Below are 16,098 nucleotides of genomic sequence, written 5' to 3'. Positions count from 1 at the left end.
CGGCGGCTCTCTTTCGTGGTGTCGTCAGGATAGTCGGCACCGGCGCACACACACGTGATCCGGGCCGCTCCCGGGCGACATTCAGGTCGTTTTCGCTAGTCTGGGATGTCGATTGTCGTACCCGACGGCGTGATGCCGAGCTCGCGAGCCAGAGCGGGGTGCAGGAAGGTGTCGTTTCGTGCGTTTCGTGTGGGCTGTGGTCGCCTTCGTGCTGGCCACGGTCATGATCGGTGCCGGGATCGCCCAGCGCACCGTCTTCCAGGCGCCGAAGACGCAGAGCCAGTCCATCGACATCGCGCAGGACGTGCCGTTCATCCTCATCGACGGGGCTGTGTTCAACAGCCACGACGGCGCGCAGACGCTGCGTGCGCAGGGCGAGGGCGCCATCTTCGGCGCGTACGGACGCACCGCCGACATGAAGGCGTGGCTGGCGCGCAGTGACTACGTCGCGGTGACCGTGTCCGACGGCGAGATCGTCACGACGACCGTGGCGGCGGGGGAGGGTGCCGACGGTGAGGTCCCCACACCCGCCGAGACCACCGCACCCGACGCGGAGACCGCCGGGCCGGCCGAAGAGGCCGCGGAGCCCGGGCTGAGCCCGGTGGACTCCGACCTGTGGCTGGACCAGTTCCAGCAGGAGGACGTGCTGATCACGTCCCTGCAGCTGCCGGATGAGGTGAGCATGCTCATCGCCGCCGACGGCACCGCTCCGGCCCCCCACAAGCTGTCCCTGACCTGGCCGACGGGCGCCACCACCCCGTGGGCCGGTCCGCTCATCGTCGGCGGAGGTCTCCTGCTGGCGCTGGGCATCGTGCTGTACCTGCTCGGGCTGCGGCATGTGCGACGCTCGCGCGGTCCCCGGCGCAAGGGCCTGCCGATGCCGCCCACCGAGCCGATCGACCTGTCCGTGGATGCCGCGGACAAGGGCGTCATCTCCGCCGCTCCGAGCCGCCGCCAGATCTCGTCGGGCAAGCGCGCGTTCGCCGTCCTCCCGATCGCGGCCGTCAGCGCCGTCGTCCTGGCCGGCTGCAGCGCCGACGCGTGGCCGCAGCTGGGCTCGACACCGTCGCCGACACCGACCGAGACGATCGTCGTCCCCGAGGGGCAGGGTCAGCCGGCCGTGACCGAAACGCAGGCCGAGCGCATCCTCGCGCGCATCTCGGAGCGGGTCGCTGAGGCCGACGAAGCCCTCGACGCCGACCTGGCCGCCACCCGCCTGGTCGGGTCCGCGCTGGATGTGCGCAAGACCAACTACACCCTGCGCGAAGAGATCGACGACTATGCGCCGCTGGATCCGGTGCCCTCCGGCCCGATCACCAACCTCCTGCCGCAGGCGTACGACGGCTGGCCCCGCACCTTCATGGCGGTCGTCGAGCAGGACGACGGGGCGGCGACGGTCATGATGGCCAGCCAGGCCGACGCCTGGTCGGACTACAAGCTCGTCTACACCGCCGACCTGACCGCCGGAGCGACCATGAACCTCGCACCGCCCTACGTGGGGGCGATCGCGGTGGAGCCCAGCTCGCCGTTCCTGGTGCTGCCGCCCGACGAGCTCGCGGCCGCCTACGCGGACGTGCTCGACAAGGGTGAGGACAGCGAGTTCGCCCCATACTTCGACCTGGAGACCGACGCGTTCCGCGCCCAGGTCACCTCGAACCGTGCCGAGCGGTTGAAGACCTTCAACGAGACCGGCAGCAAGACCGGTTCGCTGACCTTCTCCGCCACCGCCGGGGGTCAGGAGCCGCTGTCTCTGGCGACCCTGGACAGCGGGGCTATCGTCGCGGTGACCGTGAACGACAGCGACACCGTGCGGGCCACCGACGACGACGCCGTCATCAAGCTCGACGACAGCCCGAGCGTGAAGGCGCTGACCGGCGCCACCCAGTCGGCCGTCGGGTTCACGACCGTGTTCGCCGACCAGCTGTTCTTCTTCGTCCCGGCCCAGAGCTCGAGCGAGCGCATCCAAGTGCTGGGCTACTCGTCCAGCATCCTGTCAGCGAAGGTGGAGAAAGAGTGAGCGATCCCACAGCCGGTGCCGTGCTCCGCGGTGCCGTCGACCTGTCCAGCCTGCGTTCCCGCCCGACCGCCCCGGCCGCGCCGGCCGACGGCGCCCCGGGCGGCTCCGCCCCCCAGCTGATCTTCGACGTCACCGACCAGTCGTTCGGTCCGGTGCTCGAACTGTCCAAGACCGTCCCGGTCGTCGTCGACCTGTGGGCCGAATGGTGCGGGCCGTGCAAGCAGCTGAGCCCCGTGCTCGAGAAGGTCATCACCGAGCTGGCCGGCCGTCTGGTCCTGGCCAAGGTCGACGTGGACGCGAACCCGCAACTGGCGCAGGGCTTCCAGGCCCAGTCGATCCCCATGGTCGTCGCCCTCGTCGCCGGCCAGCCGGTGCCGCTGTTCACCGGTGCGGTGCCCGAGCAGCAGGTGCGCGACGTGTTCGCACAGCTGCTGCAGCTGGCGGCCCAGCACGGCGTGACCGGCACGATCCCGGTCGGCGACCAGCCCGCCGGTGTTGAGGCCGCCGCCGAGCCCGCGCTGCCGCCGTTGCACCAGGAGGCCTTCGACGCGATCGAGTCGGGCGACTACGCCGCCGCCGAGAGCGCCTACGAGCGCGCGCTGGCCGAGGACCCGAAGGACGCCGACGCCCGCGCCGGTCTCGGCCAGGTGCGCCTGCTGCGCCGCGTGCAGGGCGTCGACCTGCAGGAGGCGCGCGCCGCCGCCGCCGCGGCACCGACCGATGTCGACGCGCAGTTCACCGTCGCCGACCTCGACGTCGCCGGCGGCCACGTGGACGACGCGTTCGCGCGCCTGCTCGACCTGTTCGCCGCGCTGCCCGCCGACGAGCGGGCGCCGGTGCAGGCCCGTCTCGTCGAGCTGTTCGGGCTCGTCGGCGACACCGACCCGCGGGTCATCCGCGCGCGCGGCCGACTGTCCTCCCTGCTGTTCTGAGCCGGATCAGCGGCGCGCGCTGAGCCACAGCGCCCCCAGCGGCGGCAGGACCAGCCGGGCGCGGCCGGTGGCGTCGGCGTGCACGGCGCCGAAGTTGCCCACGCCCGACCCGCCGTACTCGGTCGCGTCGGAGTTGAGCACCTCCGTCCACTCGCCGGCACCGGGCAGCTCGAGCTCGTAGTCGTAGACCGGGACGCCGGAGAAGTTGCACACCACCGCCACGGTGCCGGCGTCGTGGTCCCGCCGGGCGAACGCGGACACGTTGGGGTTCCAAGTCGGCGCGCCCAGCCGGGTGAAGGCCGCCGCGTCGCTGTCACGCGTCCACAGCGGCGGGAGGTCCCGGTACGTCCGGTTGAGGGCGCTCACGAAGTGGTGCAGCTGCCGGTGCGGCGGCTGATCCAGCATCCACCAGTCCAGCCCGCGGGCTTCGGACCATTCCGACATCTGCCCGAACTCCTGGCCCATGAACAGCAGCTGCTTGCCGGGGTGACCCCACATGTAGGCCAGGAACAGCCGCATGTTCGCCAGCTTCTGCCAGTGGTCGCCCGGCATCCGCGTGAACAGCGTCCCCTTGCCGTGGACGACCTCGTCGTGGCTGATGGGCAGCACGAAGTGCTCGCTGAACGCGTAGACGAACGAGAACGACAGCTCGCCCTCGTGGTGCGCGCGGTACATCGGGTCGCGTTTGATGAACTCGAGCGAGTCGTTCATCCAGCCCATGTTCCACTTGAACCCGAAGCCGAGCCCCCCGGCGCTGGTGGGCGTGGTCACCCCCGGGTAGCTCGTGGACTCCTCGGCGATCATCGCGATCCCGGGGAAGCGCTTGTACGCGGTGGCGTTGACCTCCTGCAGGAAGCCGATCGCCTCGAGGTTCTCACGCCCGCCGTGGATGTTGGGCTCCCACTCGCCGTCCTGGCGCGAATAGTCGAGATAGAGCATGGATGCCACGGCATCCACCCGCAGTCCGTCGACGTGGAACTGGTCGAACCAGTACAGCGCGTTGGCGACCAGGAAGTTGCGCACCTCGCGCCGCCCGTAGTCGAAGATGAGCGTGCCCCAGTCCTTGTGCTCGCCGCGGCGCGGGTCGCCGTGCTCGTACAGCGGGCGCCCGTCGAAGCGGGCCAGCGCGAACGCATCCTTGGGGAAGTGCCCGGGCACCCAGTCCATGATCACCCCGAAGCCGGCCTGGTGCAGGCGGTCGATGAGGTAACGCAGGTCGTCGGGGGTGCCGAAGCGGCTGGTGGGGGCGTAGTACCCGGTGACCTGATACCCCCACGAGCCGCCGAAGGGGTGCTCGGCCAGCGGCAGGAACTCCACGTGGGTGAAGGCCTGCTCCTGCAGGTACGCGATCAGGAAGTCGGCCACCTCGCGGTAGCCCAGGCCCGGGCGCCACGATCCGAGGTGGAGTTCGTACGTGGACATGGGGCGGGCCAGCGGGTCCTGCGCGGCTCGGGCCATCATCCAGGCGTCGTCGGACCAGGTGTAGGCGCTGTCGGTGACGACCGACGCCGTCGCGGGCGGCACCTCGGCCTGCCGCGCCATCGGGTCGGCCTTCATGACCCAGTCGCCGTCGGGGGTGAGCAGCTCGAACTTGTAGGTGCTGCCGGTGCCCAGTCCGGGGACGAACAGCTCCCACACGCCCGTGCCGCCCAGCGAGCGCATCGCGTGGCCGCGCCCGTCCCACCCGTTGAAGTCGCCGACCACCCGCGCGGCCTGCGCATGGGGTGCCCAGACGGTGAAGGACACGCCGGTCACGCCGGGGTAGGACCGCACGCGCGCCCCCAGCACCTCCCAGAGCTGCTCGTGGCGGCCCTCGCCGATCAGATGCAGGTCGAGTTCGCCCACGGTCGGCAGGTGACGGTACGGGTCGTCGGCACGGTGCTCCGAACCGTCCTCGTACGCGGTGACCAGTTCGTACGAGCGGGGCTGCACGGCGGTGTGCCCGGCCCAGATGCCCGCACGCACGTGCGACAGTGCGACGCGCGAACCGTCGTGCGTGACGGCGGTCACCCGCGCGGCCAGCGGCCGCCGGGCGCGGATGACCCAGCCGTCGCCGTCGGGGTGGACGCCGAGCACATCGTGGGGGGAGTGGTGGGCGCCCTCGGCGAGGCGGTCGAGCACGGCGTCGGACAGCCCGGTCATCGCGACCCCTTCACATGGAGGATGTGCACCGGTTCGACGAAGGCGTCCAACCGCACGAAGTTGTCCTGGTTCCAGGTCCAGGTCGCCCCCGTGATGAGGTCCTCGACCTCGTAGTCCTGTCCGCGGGGGATTCCGAACACCGAGGAGTCGATGTGGGCCATGGTCTGCCGCATCGAATGCGGGTCGACGTTGACCACCACGATGATGGTGTCGGCGACGCCGGTGGCCGACAGGGCGGCGGGCAGGTGCTTGACGAACACCAGGATGGCGTCGTCGTCGCTCCAGTGGATGCTCAATCCCCGCAGCTGCCGCAGGGCGGGATGGGCGCGGCGGATCTCGTTGAGCCGGCGTAGGTACGGCGCCAGCGAGTCGCCGGCCGCCTCGGCGGCCGCCCAGTCCCGCAGCTTGTACTCGTACTTCTCGTTGTCGATGTTCTCCTCAGAGCCGGGACGCGCGACGTTCTCGAACAGCTCGTAGCCGGCGTACACGCCGTAGTTCGCGCCGGCGGTGGCCGCGAGGGCGGCACGGATCTTGTAGGCGGGGCGCCCACCGTACTGCAGATACTCGGTGAGGATGTCAGGGGTGTTGACGAACAGGTTCGGACGCATGAAGTCCGCCGTCTGGTCGGAGATCCAGCCGAGGAACTCCTCCAGCTCGGCCTTCGTGTTGCGCCACGTGAAGTACGAGTAGCTCTGCTGGAACCCGGCCATCGCCAGCGCCTGCAGGGGCGTGGGCCGGGTGAACGCCTCGGCGAGGAAGACGACGTCGGGATCCTCCGCGTTCACGGTGCGGATCAGCCACTCCCAGAACCACAGCGGCTTGGTGTGCGGGTTGTCGACGCGGAAGATCTTCACGCCCTGTGCGACCCAGTGGCGCACGATGCGCAGCACCTCGGCGCAGATCCCCTCGGGGTCGTTGTCGAAGTTGATCGGGTAGATGTCCTGATACTTCTTGGGCGGGTTCTCGGCGTAGGCGATCGAGCCGTCGGGCAGCGTCGTGAACCACTCCGGGTGGCTGGTCACCCAGGGGTGATCCGGCGACGCCTGCAAGGCGAGGTCCAGCGCCACCTCCATGCCGAGGTCCCGGGCGGCCTTCACGAACGCACGGAAGTCGGCCGGCGTGCCGAGGTCGGGATGGATGGCGTCGTGGCCACCGGCATCCGATCCGATCGCCCACGGCGACCCCGGATCCCCCGGTCCCGCGGTGAGGGTGTTGTTCGGGCCCTTCCGGTGACGGTGCCCGATCGGATGGATGGGCGGCAGGTAGACCACGTCGAAGCCCATCTCCGCGACCGCCGGCAAGCGCCGGGAGGCGGTGCGGAACGTGCCGCTGGCGATGGTGCCGTCACGGCGGCGGCGGGCGCCCTCCGAGCGCGGGAAGAACTCGTACCAGGCGCCCACGCCGGCCCGCTCGCGCTCGACGAGCAGCTCGCGCGGGGCGTCGAGCGTCATCAGCGACTGCAGGGGACGCTCCGCGAAGAACGCGGCGAGGGTGGGGTCGCGCACCAGCACGAGCGCGGACTCGTCGCTGACCGACGGGTCGCGCAGTGCGGCGGCCGCCCCGGCCAGGGCGCGTCGCTCGGCGGCGGGACGCTTCTTGTCCGCGCCGGCGCGGTCGAACAGTACGGCGCCGATCTCCCGCATGAGCGCGGTGTCGACGTCGGCGGCGATCTTCACCTCGGCGGCGTGCTGCCACGTCGCGAACTCGTCGCCGAACGCCTCGAAACGGAAGCTCCATCGTCCCTGTTCCAGCGGGCTGACCACCGTCCGCCACCGGTCGAAGCCGTCGCCGAGGGCGGTGAGCCGGTGCAGGGTCTCCACACCGGAGGGGGAGGTGAGCCGCAGGTGCACCCCGATGAGGTCGTGGCCTTCGCGGAAGGCGCGCACCTCGAACGGCACCGCCTCCCCGGTGAACGCCTTCGGGGTGAATCCGGCGGTCGGCGTCGCGGGGCGGTGGCCGGTCATCGGGATCCGCCCCGACACTTCGGCGGGTGTGCGCACGGCGGCGGGGGCGGGACGCAGCGGGATCTGCGAACCGCTGCGGACGGACTCGGCGGGGGCGGTGCGTGTCGTGGTGGCCACGCCTCGAACCTACCGTCGTTGCCGCGCGCCGACTACGTCGTCGGCGGCTCGGCCCGGAAAAGCCGCAGCCCGGTCCCGGGCATCGGCACCACCGATCCCGGCGCGAGGGGAGGTCCCTCGGGCCCGGGTGCCTCGTCGAAACTCGACCAGAGGGGGACGAACCTCGCGATGCCTTCCACCTGCGGCAGGGCGACGTCCATCGGTCGCTCGTTGCCGTGGACGACCAGCAGGATGCGGTTGGCCGGTTCGCCGTTCGGCGTGGAGCGGGCGTCGTACTGGAGGGTGCGGTGCGACGGGTCGGTCCACCGCTCGATCGACATCGTCTCGCCGTGCTCGTCGTACCAGTCGATCACCGACGCCTCGGGGACCTCTACGACGGCGTGGTCGAAACGGCGCGGGCGCAGCGCCGGGTTCTCGCGGCGCAGGCGGATGAGGTGCCGCACGTGCGCGGCGAGGTCACGCTGCCAGTCGTCGTGCTCCCAGTCCAGCCAGGTGAGGGCGGAGTCGTGACAGTACGTGTTGTTGTTGCCCTGCTGGGTCCGGCCGAACTCGTCACCGGCGGTGATCATGGGCACGCCGGCCGACAGCAGGAGCGTGCCGATGAGGTTGCGCATGGCCTTGCGCCGGACGGCCCGCACCTCCGGGTCGTCGGTGTCGCCTTCGGGGCCGTGGTTGAAGGAGCGGTTCGTGTCGGTGCCGTCCCGGCCGTGCTCGCCGTTGGCGTCGTTGTGCTTGACGTCGTACGACACGAGGTCGTGCAGGGTGAACCCGTCGTGCGCGGTGACGAAGTTCACGCCGGCCAGCGGTCCCCGCTCGCGGCTGAACGTGTTCGCCGAGCCGGCGAGGCGGGTCGCGAGCCCCCCGACCCCGACCGGCGACACCTCCGCGCGGCGCGCGTAGTCGACGTCGCTGAGCCAGAAGTTGCGCACCCGGTCGCGGTACCGGTCGTTCCACTCCATCCAGCCGGGCGGAAAGGCGCCGGTCTGCCAGCCGCCCAGCCCCAGATCCCACGGCTCGGCGATCTTCTTGACGCCCGCCAGGGCCGGGTCGGCGACGATCGCCTGCAGCAGCGGATGGTCCACGGTGAACGCGTGCTCCCGATCCCGGCCCAGGGTCACGGCCAGGTCGAACCGGAATCCGTCGACCTGCACCTCGCCGGCCCAGTACCGAAGCGAGTCGAGGACCATGCGGGCGACCGCCGGGGTGGCCGTGTTGAGCGCGTTGCCGCAGCCGGTCTCGTCGATGTACGCGCCGGCGTGGTCCTGCCGGTAGTACGAGCGGTTGTCGATGCCGCGGAAGCTCGAGCGGGGCCCGCCGATCTCCAGTTCGGCGGTGTGGTTGTAGACCACGTCGAGGATCACCTCGAGACCGGCCTCATGCAGCGACTTCACCATCTGCTTGACTTCGTTGAGCACCGCCGTGGGGCCGGCGATGCGGCTGGCGGCGGTCGCATAGAGCGAATGCGGCGCGAAGAACCCGACGCTGTTGTATCCCCAGTAGTTGGTCATCCCCAGCGCCCGCAGCCGGGGTTCGGTCGTGGATGCATGGATGGGCAACAGCTCCACGGCCGTCACACCGAGGGTGAGCAGGTGCTCGATCATGGCCGGGTGGCCGAGCCCCGCGTACGTCCCGTGCAGCGCCGGCGGCACGCCCGGATGACGCTTGGTGAGCCCCTTCAGATGCGCTTCGTAGATGACGGTGCGGTCCAGCGGTGTCTCCGGCTTGGCCACGCCGCCCCAGTCGAAGGTCGAGTCGACCACCGAGGCCCGCCAGTTCTCCGTTTCCGCCCCCACCAGCCCCCGCGCATACGGGTCCAGCAGCAGGGTCTCGGGGTTGAACATGTTGCCCGGCCCGTGCGGTCCGGCCACCCGCACCGCGTAGTGCCGCCCGGGGCGCAGCTCGGGGTGGAACCCCTCCCACACGCCGTCGCCCACCGGGGTCAGGTCGACGGTGTCGACGATCCAGTCGATGTCGGTCGTGTCGAACAGCACGAGCTCCACCGCATCGGCGTGGTGCGACCAGATGCGCAGCGTGCCGCCGCCGTCGTGCCCGGTGACGCCGAGCCGGTCCCACGCTGCGGAGTCCAGGCCGGTCGCGGTGGTCAGGGCGGGGTTGGGGGGCATGCGCTCTACAGTAGTAACCGCATCGGTGGATGCCGGGAGGAGCGGCGATGGGGGTCTATCTCGACCACGCGGCGACCACCCCGCTGCGGCCGGAGGCGAAGGCGGCGTGGCTGGCCGCCACCGAGCAGGTGGGCAATACGTCCTCGGTGCACGGCGCCGGGCAGGACGCGCGCCGCGCGTTGGAGGATGCCCGCGACCGCATCGCCGACGCGCTGGGCTGCGACCCGATCGAGGTGGTGCTGACCTCCGGGGGCACCGAGTCGATCAACCTCGCGGTCAAGGGCCTGTGGTGGGCGCGACGTGCCGACACCGATGCGATCGTGCTGCCCGACGGCGAGCACCACGCGACGCTGGAGGCGGTGGGCTGGCTGGCCGCGCAGGGCCCCGCGCCGGTGCGGCCGGTGCCGGTGGACCACCAGGGCGCGATCTCGACCGCCGACTTCGCCGCCGCAGTCGACGAGGCGGCGCTGGCAACCGCGCTGGTGGCCAACAACGAGGTGGGCACGATCAACGACATCGACGCGCTGTGCGCGGCCGCCGCGGCGGCCGGCACGCCGCTGCACCTGGACGCGGTCGGGGCGGTCGGGCACCTCGACCTGTCGTTCTCCCGCCTCCGCGGTGCCGCGCAGGGCCCGGCGGGCCTGGTGGCCCTGAGCCTGTCCGGACACAAGCTCGGTGCCCCGGTGGGCACCGGAGCGCTCGTCGTGTCCCGGCATGCGCGGCTGACGCCCCTCATCCACGGCGGAGGGCAGCAGCGCGGCCTGCGTGCCGGCACCCAGGACCTGCCCGGGGCGGCAGCACTGGCCGCCGCCCTGTCCGCCGCGGTGTCCGAACGCGCCGCCGAATCGGCACGGCTGACCGCCCTGCGCGACCGGCTGATCCGCGGCATCCACCAGCGTGTCCCCGAAGCACGACTGCTCGGTGATCCGCAGCGGCGCCTGCCCGGCAACGTGCACATCCTGCTGCCGGGCGCGGTGGGGGAGTCGCTGCTGTTCCTGCTCGACCAGCAGGGCATCGCCACCTCGACGGGATCGGCGTGCCAGGCCGGCGTCGCCGAGCCCTCGCACGTGGTGCGCGCCCTCGGGTTCGACCAGGCGCAGGCCCGCTCGGTGCTGCGCCTCACCCTCGGACGCACCTCCACCGCCGCCGATGTGGATGCCGTGATCGCCGCGCTGCCCGACGCCTACGCACGGGCGGTCGCGCGTCCCGGTCGCTGAGTCCAGGCCCGACCCAGGAGACGGCCCGTAGAATCGACCCATGCGGATTCTGGCGGCCATGAGTGGAGGCGTCGACTCCGCCGTCGCGGCCGCCCGGGCCGTCGACGCGGGGCACGACGTCGTCGGCGTGCACCTCGCGCTGTCCCGTGCCGGCGGGCCCCTCCGCACCGGAAGCCGGGGCTGCTGCACGATCGAGGACGCCATGGACGCGCGCCGCGCCGCCGACCGGCTGGGCATCCCGTTCTACGTGTGGGACTTCTCGGAGCGGTTCCGCGACGACGTCATCGAGGACTTCGTGGCCGAGTACCGGGCCGGGCGCACCCCGAACCCCTGCATGCGCTGCAACGAGAAGATCAAGTTCGCCGCGCTGCTGGACCGTGCCATCGAGCTCGGCTTCGACGCGGTCTGCACCGGCCACTACGCCCTGCTCGTCGACGGCCCCGACGGCCGCGAACTGCACCGGGCGTCGGACGCGGCCAAGGACCAGTCGTACGTGCTGGGGGTGCTCACCGCCGACCAGCTCGCGCACACGTACTTCCCGCTGGGTGACACGCCGTCCAAAGCCGTGGTGCGCGCCGAAGCGGCCGAACGCGGGCTTACGGTGGCGCAGAAGCCCGACAGTCACGACATCTGCTTCATCCCCGACGGCGACACCCGCGGCTGGCTGGCCGAGAAGGTGGGCAGCCGGTCCGGTGAGATCGTCGACCGCACCGGCGCGGTCGTCGGCAGCCACGAGGGCGCCCACGCCTACACCGTCGGTCAGCGACGCGGCCTGCAGCTGGGCGTGCCCGCCCCCGACGGCAAGCCGCGCTTCGTGCTCGAGGTGCGCCCGGTGTCGAACACCGTCGTCGTGGGCCCCAAGGAGGCGCTGGCCACCGCCGAGATCTCCGGGGCGCGGCACAGCTGGGCCGGCCGGCCGCCGGTGTCGTCCGCCTTCGCCTGCGACGTGCAGATCCGCGCCCACGCCGAGCCGGTGCCCGCGCGCGCCGAGATCGCAGACGGCACGGTGACCGTCGTGCCCGACACGCCGTTCGACGGGGTCGCGCCCGGGCAGACGGCGGTGCTGTACGACGGCACCCGCGTGCTCGGACAGTTCACCATCGACCGCACCGTGTCGGCGGTGCCGGTCGGCGCCTGACGCCACCCCCGCGCCCGGTGCCGATGTCCGGGGTGGCTCGTAGACTGGCGAGGTGCCGGACAACGAGATCTCGCTCCCCGACGCCCGCGCTGAAGCCGAAGACCTGACCGGTCGTCTCCTCCAGGCGAAAGAGGCGTACTACGGCCGCGACACCTCGCTGGTCGACGACGCGACCTATGACGGCTGGATGCGGCGCCTGGCCGAGCTCGAGCGGCTCCATCCCGAGCTGCAGAGCCAGGACTCGCCCACGCAGATGGTCGGGGCGGCCGAATCGACCGGCCTGGCCACCATCGAGCATGCCGAACGCATGCTGAGCCTCGACAACGTGTTCTCCGTCGACGAGCTGCGCGACTGGGCGGCCAAGACCCGGCTCGCGGCCGGCCGCGACGTCGCCTGGCTGACGGAGCTGAAGATCGACGGCCTGGCCATCAGCCTCCGCTACGAGAACGGCGTGCTCACCTCGGCCGCCACCCGCGGCGACGGCCGCGTCGGTGAGATCGTCACCGAGAACGCGCTGCGCGTGGCCGGCATCCCGTCCCGTCTGTCGGGCACCGGGCACCCCCCGCTGGTCGAGGTGCGCGGCGAGGTCTTCATCCCGGTGGCCGCGTTCGAGCGGCTCAACGCCGCGCAGGCGCAGTTCCGCGAGCGCGCGTTCGAGGATGCACGCGCCCGGCACGAGGCCCGCGCGGGCGCGCAGCGCGCGTTCGACGAGGAGAAGGCGCGTACGGCCGCCGCCCGCCGGTTCCCCGCCTTCGCGAATCCGCGCAACGCGGCCAGCGGGGGTCTGCGTCAGCAGCTGGAGAAGAAGACGGGTCTCGAGCGTGAGGCCGCGCTCCTGCGCATCGACTCGCTCGCCCTGTACGTGCACGGGATCGGTGCATGGCCCGACCCGCCGGTGGCCGCGCAGAGCGAGGTGTACGAGCTGCTGTCGCAGTGGGGGCTGCCCACCAGCCCGCACACACGGGTGTGCGCCGACATCGACGAGGTCACCCAGTTCGTCGCGCACTTCGGCGAGCACCGCCACGACATCGAGCATGAACTGGACGGCATCGTCGTCAAGGTCGACGAGCTGTCGCTGCACGACGAGCTCGGCATGACCAGCAGGGCCCCGCGCTGGGCGATCGCGTACAAGTATCCGCCGGAGGAGGTGCAGACGCGGCTGCTCGACATCGTCGTGTCCGTCGGCCGCACCGGCCGGGCCACGCCGTTCGCGGTGATGGAGCCCGCGCACGTCGCCGGTAGCGTCGTGCGGCAGGCCACCCTGCACAACCAGGATGTCGTGAAGGCGAAGGGGGTGCTCATCGGCGACACGGTCGTGCTCCGCAAGGCCGGCGACGTCATCCCCGAGGTGCTCGGGCCGGTCGTCGACCTGCGCGACGGCAGCGAGCGCGCCTTCGTCATGCCCGCCGAGTGCCCCGAGTGCGGCACCGCGCTGCGTCCCATGAAGGAGGGCGACATCGACCTGCGGTGCCCGAACGCGCGGTCGTGTCCGGCGCAGGTGCGCGGCCGCGTCGAGCACATCGGGTCCCGCGGCGCGCTCGACATCGAAGCGCTCGGGGAGGTCACCGCCGCGGCGCTCACACAGCCGCTGCGCCCGGCCACACCACCGCTGCAGACCGAGGCGGGACTGTTCGCCCTGACGTTGGACGAGCTGGTGCCGATCGAACTCGTCGTCCGCGATGCCGAGACGGGGCTGCCGCGCGTCGACGACGACGGCGTCGCGAAGGTGCGCGCCCCGTTCCGCCGCAACCCCACGGCGGCCGAGCGCAAGGCCGGCAAGGAGGGGCCGCAGCCGTCGTCCCAGGCGATCACGCTGCTGGCCGAGCTCGAGAAGGCCAAGACGAAGGACCTGTGGCGGCTGCTGGTCGCGCTCAACATCCGCCATGTCGGACCGGTCGCCGCCCGGGCGCTCGCACAGTGGTTCGGGTCGCTGGACGCGATCCGCGCCGCCGGGACCGAAGAACTCGCCGCCGTGGAAGGCGTGGGCAGCATCATCGCCGAATCGCTGCAGGACTGGTTCGCCGTGGACTGGCACCAGGAGATCGTGCAGCGCTGGGCCGACGCCGGGGTCCGGTGGGCCACCCCGGGTCACCCCGGACCGGGGGCACAGGCCACCGGCGGCGTCCTCGAGGGGATCACCGTCGTGGCCACCGGCACGCTGGAGGGATACACCCGGGAAGGGGCGCAGGAGGCGATCATCGCGGCGGGCGGCAAGGCCGCGTCGAGCGTCTCGAAGAAGACCGACTTCGTCGCCGCCGGACCCGGTGCCGGATCCAAGCTCGCCAAGGCCGAGGCCCTCGGGGTGCGCATCATCGACGCCGCACAGTTCCGGCTGCTCGTCGAACAGGGCCCGTCCGCGCTGGAGTGAGCCCGCCGGCGCTCAGCCGCCCGTCGTCAGCTGCAGCAGGGACTCCCGCACCTGCCGGCGCAGCACCTTGCCGATGAGCGACTTCGGAAGCTCGTCGACCACGGACACGCGGCGCGGCACCTTGTACGGCGTGAGGATGCCGCGAGCCCACTCGCGCAGTTCCTCGACATCGAGGTCCTCGTCCCCGTCCGGGACGACCGCGGCCACGACCTCCTCGCCGGAGTGCTCGCTGGGCAGACCCACCACGGCCACATCGGCCACCCGCGGATGCTGCCGCAGCGTGTTCTCCACCTCGGTGGGCGCGACGTTGAAGCCACCGGTGATGATGAGCTCCTTGATCCGGTCGACGATGCGCACGAACCCGGCCTCGTCGATCGTGACGATGTCGCCGGTGCGGAACCACCCGTCGACGAAGACGCGCTCGGTCTCCTCGGGCTTGCCGTAGTACCCGCTGAACACCTGCGGCCCCCGGACGAGCAGCTCACCGCGCTCACCGGCCGGGACGTCCACCGTCGGGTCGTCCGGATCGACGACCCGGCACTCGGTGCCCGGCAGCGGCAGGCCGACGGTGCCCGGCACGCGGTTGTCGGCGACCGGGTTGGCCATCAGCACGGGGGAGCATTCCGACAGGCCGTAGCCCTCCACGAGGTACCCGCCCGACGCCTGCTCGAACGGCACCACCAGGTCGTGCGGCAGCGCCATCGCACCGGAGATCGCGATCGACGTGCCCTGCAGCGAGACCCCCTGCGCCTGCGCCTCGGCCAGCAGCCGGTCCGCGATCGGGGGCACCAGCGGCAGGAAGGTCGCCGGGTGCTTCTTGGTGACTTCGAGCACCATGTCGGGGTCGAACTTGGGGAACAGCACCAGTCGCGCGCCCATCGACATCGCGAAGGTCAGGCACAGCGTCAGCCCGTAGGCGTGGAACATGGGCAGCACCGCGTAGACGACACAGCCGTCACCCCGTTGGATCGACGGCACCCACGCCTGCGCCTGCCGGGCGTTGGAGAGCAGGTTGCGGTGCGTGAGCGCCGCACCCTTGGGGGTGCCGGTCGTGCCGCTCGTGTACTGGATGATCGCGAGATCGTCGGTGGCCGGCGCCGGATGGGTGGCCGGCAGCGGCTCGGCGCCGAGCAGCTTCTCCCAGGTGACGGTGCCCGAGACCCGCTCGGTGAGCGCCGACCGCGACTCGCGCGCCTTCGCGATCGGCAGCGACAGCGCGAGGCGCAGGCCCAGCGGCATGGCGCGGGTCACGTCCACCGAGATGAGGGTGTCCACCGCCAGGTCGGCGGGGAAGTCCTGCACCGTGGCCACGACCTTGTTCCACACGATCGCGACCTTCGCCCCGTGGTCCTCGAACTGCTTGCGCAGCTCCCGGGCGGTGTAGAGCGGGTTGTGCTCGACCACGACGGCGCCCAGGCGCAGCACGGCGTAGAACGCGACGATGTGCTGCGGGCAGTTGGGCAGCACGATGGCGACGGGGTCGCCGGCGCGCACCCCGCGGGCCTTGAGCCCGGCCGCGGTCCGGTCGACCGCGGCGGCCAGCTCGCGGTACGAGGTCGTGCGACCGAAGAACTGCAGCGCCGGCGCGGTGGGGTAGTCCCGGGCGGACGCGGCGAGCAGGTCGGTGAGGTTTCCGGTCACCGGGGGCAGGTCGGCCGGCACGCCTTCGGCGTAGCTGGCGATCCAGGGGCGCGGCGGGTCGTAGTTCTGCACCGCTCCACCCTACGCCGCACACCGGCGGGGAAAGGGGGTGCCCGGCGCGACCGTAGACTGGTGGGGTGTCTGAAATCACCCCCGATCTCGTGCGCCATCTCGGCGTCCTCGCCCGGATCCAGCTCAGCGACCAGGAAGTGGATCGGCTGACCGGCCAGCTCGACGTCATCGTCGACAACATCGCCAAGGTGTCGCAGGTCGCCACGCCCGACGTCGCCGCCACCAGCCACCCCATCGCCCTGTCCAACGTGTTCCGCCCGGACGAAGTGGGCGAGATGCTCACCGTCGAGCAGGTGCTGCAGAACGCGCCGGATGCCGCCGACAACCGGTTCCGCGTCACCGCGATCCTCGGCGAAGAGCAGTGAGC

Annotated in this window: 10 protein-coding genes; 6 read left to right on the top strand and 4 right to left on the bottom strand. The window is 71.6% G+C overall.

Annotation, left to right across the window (positions count from 1 at the left end; translation table 11 throughout):
• Nucleotides 1–178 precede the first annotated feature (178 nt).
• Together ACQ143_RS02670 and ACQ143_RS02665 are read left to right on the top strand one after the other, a co-directional pair.
• A complete protein-coding gene (locus ACQ143_RS02670) occupies nucleotides 179–2,017 on the top strand; it encodes a glycosyl transferase (RefSeq protein ID WP_449569169.1) in 1,839 nt (612 codons plus the stop codon).
• Entirely contained in the window at nucleotides 2,014–2,949 is a 936-nt protein-coding gene (locus ACQ143_RS02665) for a tetratricopeptide repeat protein (protein WP_449569168.1), read from the top strand. Before ACQ143_RS02670 ends, ACQ143_RS02665 begins: the two co-directional genes overlap by 4 nt.
• A gap of 6 nt (nucleotides 2,950–2,955) precedes the next feature.
• On the opposite strand, the gene glgB is transcribed toward ACQ143_RS02665, so the two are convergent.
• The 3 genes from glgB to glgX form a co-directional block, all read right to left on the bottom strand.
• Nucleotides 2,956–5,091, bottom strand: a complete 2,136-nt coding sequence (glgB, locus tag ACQ143_RS02660) for a 1,4-alpha-glucan branching protein GlgB (protein ID WP_449569167.1) — start codon at nucleotides 5,089–5,091, stop codon at nucleotides 2,956–2,958.
• The gene (locus tag ACQ143_RS02655) at nucleotides 5,088–7,055 is read right to left on the bottom strand and encodes a maltotransferase domain-containing protein (protein ID WP_449569567.1); all 1,968 of its coding nucleotides are present in this window, start codon (nucleotides 7,053–7,055) and stop codon (nucleotides 5,088–5,090) included. The genes glgB and ACQ143_RS02655 overlap by 4 nt, the downstream gene beginning before the upstream one ends.
• 149 nt (nucleotides 7,056–7,204) lie before the next feature.
• Nucleotides 7,205–9,295: a glycogen debranching protein GlgX gene (glgX, locus tag ACQ143_RS02650; protein ID WP_449569166.1), complete on the bottom strand. Its 2,091-nt coding sequence runs from the start codon at nucleotides 9,293–9,295 to the stop codon at nucleotides 7,205–7,207.
• A gap of 47 nt (nucleotides 9,296–9,342) precedes the next feature.
• Here glgX and ACQ143_RS02645 point away from each other — a divergent pair, with 47 nt between their 5' ends.
• The 3 genes from ACQ143_RS02645 to ligA are packed head-to-tail and all read left to right on the top strand — an operon-like array spanning nucleotide 9,343 to nucleotide 14,018.
• On the top strand, nucleotides 9,343–10,512 hold the full coding sequence (locus tag ACQ143_RS02645) for a cysteine desulfurase family protein (RefSeq protein ID WP_449569165.1): 1,170 nt from the start codon (nucleotides 9,343–9,345) through the stop codon (nucleotides 10,510–10,512).
• Nucleotides 10,513–10,552: 40 nt separating this feature from the next.
• Entirely contained in the window at nucleotides 10,553–11,650 is a 1,098-nt protein-coding gene (gene mnmA, locus ACQ143_RS02640; protein WP_449569164.1) for a tRNA 2-thiouridine(34) synthase MnmA, read from the top strand.
• Nucleotides 11,651–11,702: 52 nt separating this feature from the next.
• The gene (gene ligA / locus ACQ143_RS02635) at nucleotides 11,703–14,018 is read left to right on the top strand and encodes an NAD-dependent DNA ligase LigA (RefSeq protein WP_449569163.1); all 2,316 of its coding nucleotides are present in this window, start codon (nucleotides 11,703–11,705) and stop codon (nucleotides 14,016–14,018) included.
• Between the two features lie 12 nt (nucleotides 14,019–14,030).
• Here the strand turns inward: ligA and ACQ143_RS02630 are convergent, their stop codons facing one another.
• Nucleotides 14,031–15,731 carry a long-chain-fatty-acid--CoA ligase gene (locus ACQ143_RS02630; RefSeq protein ID WP_449569162.1) on the bottom strand — a complete coding sequence of 567 codons (1,701 nt, stop codon included), beginning with the start codon at nucleotides 15,729–15,731 and terminating at the stop codon, nucleotides 14,031–14,033.
• Between the two features lie 65 nt (nucleotides 15,732–15,796).
• On the opposite strand from ACQ143_RS02630, the gene gatC reads away from it, so the two are divergent.
• Nucleotides 15,797–16,096 carry an Asp-tRNA(Asn)/Glu-tRNA(Gln) amidotransferase subunit GatC gene (gene gatC / locus ACQ143_RS02625; protein ID WP_449569161.1) on the top strand — a complete coding sequence of 100 codons (300 nt, stop codon included), beginning with the start codon at nucleotides 15,797–15,799 and terminating at the stop codon, nucleotides 16,094–16,096.
• Nucleotides 16,097–16,098: the final 2 nt, after the last annotated feature.

The sequence above is a fragment of the Microbacterium pollutisoli genome (genome assembly GCF_053586795.1).
This window is presented reverse-complemented; position numbering and strand designations above follow the sequence as displayed.

Coding starts and splice junctions, on each gene's coding strand:
- glgB (WP_449569167.1), bottom strand. CDS start 5,091: ATGACCGGGCTGTCCGACGCCGTGCTCGACCGCCTCGCCGAGGGCGCC.
- ACQ143_RS02655 (WP_449569567.1), bottom strand. CDS start 7,055: ATGACCGGCCACCGCCCCGCGACGCCGACCGCCGGATTCACCCCGAAG.
- glgX (WP_449569166.1), bottom strand. CDS start 9,295: ATGCCCCCCAACCCCGCCCTGACCACCGCGACCGGCCTGGACTCCGCA.
- ACQ143_RS02645 (WP_449569165.1), top strand. CDS start 9,343: ATGGGGGTCTATCTCGACCACGCGGCGACCACCCCGCTGCGGCCGGAG.
- mnmA (WP_449569164.1), top strand. CDS start 10,553: ATGCGGATTCTGGCGGCCATGAGTGGAGGCGTCGACTCCGCCGTCGCG.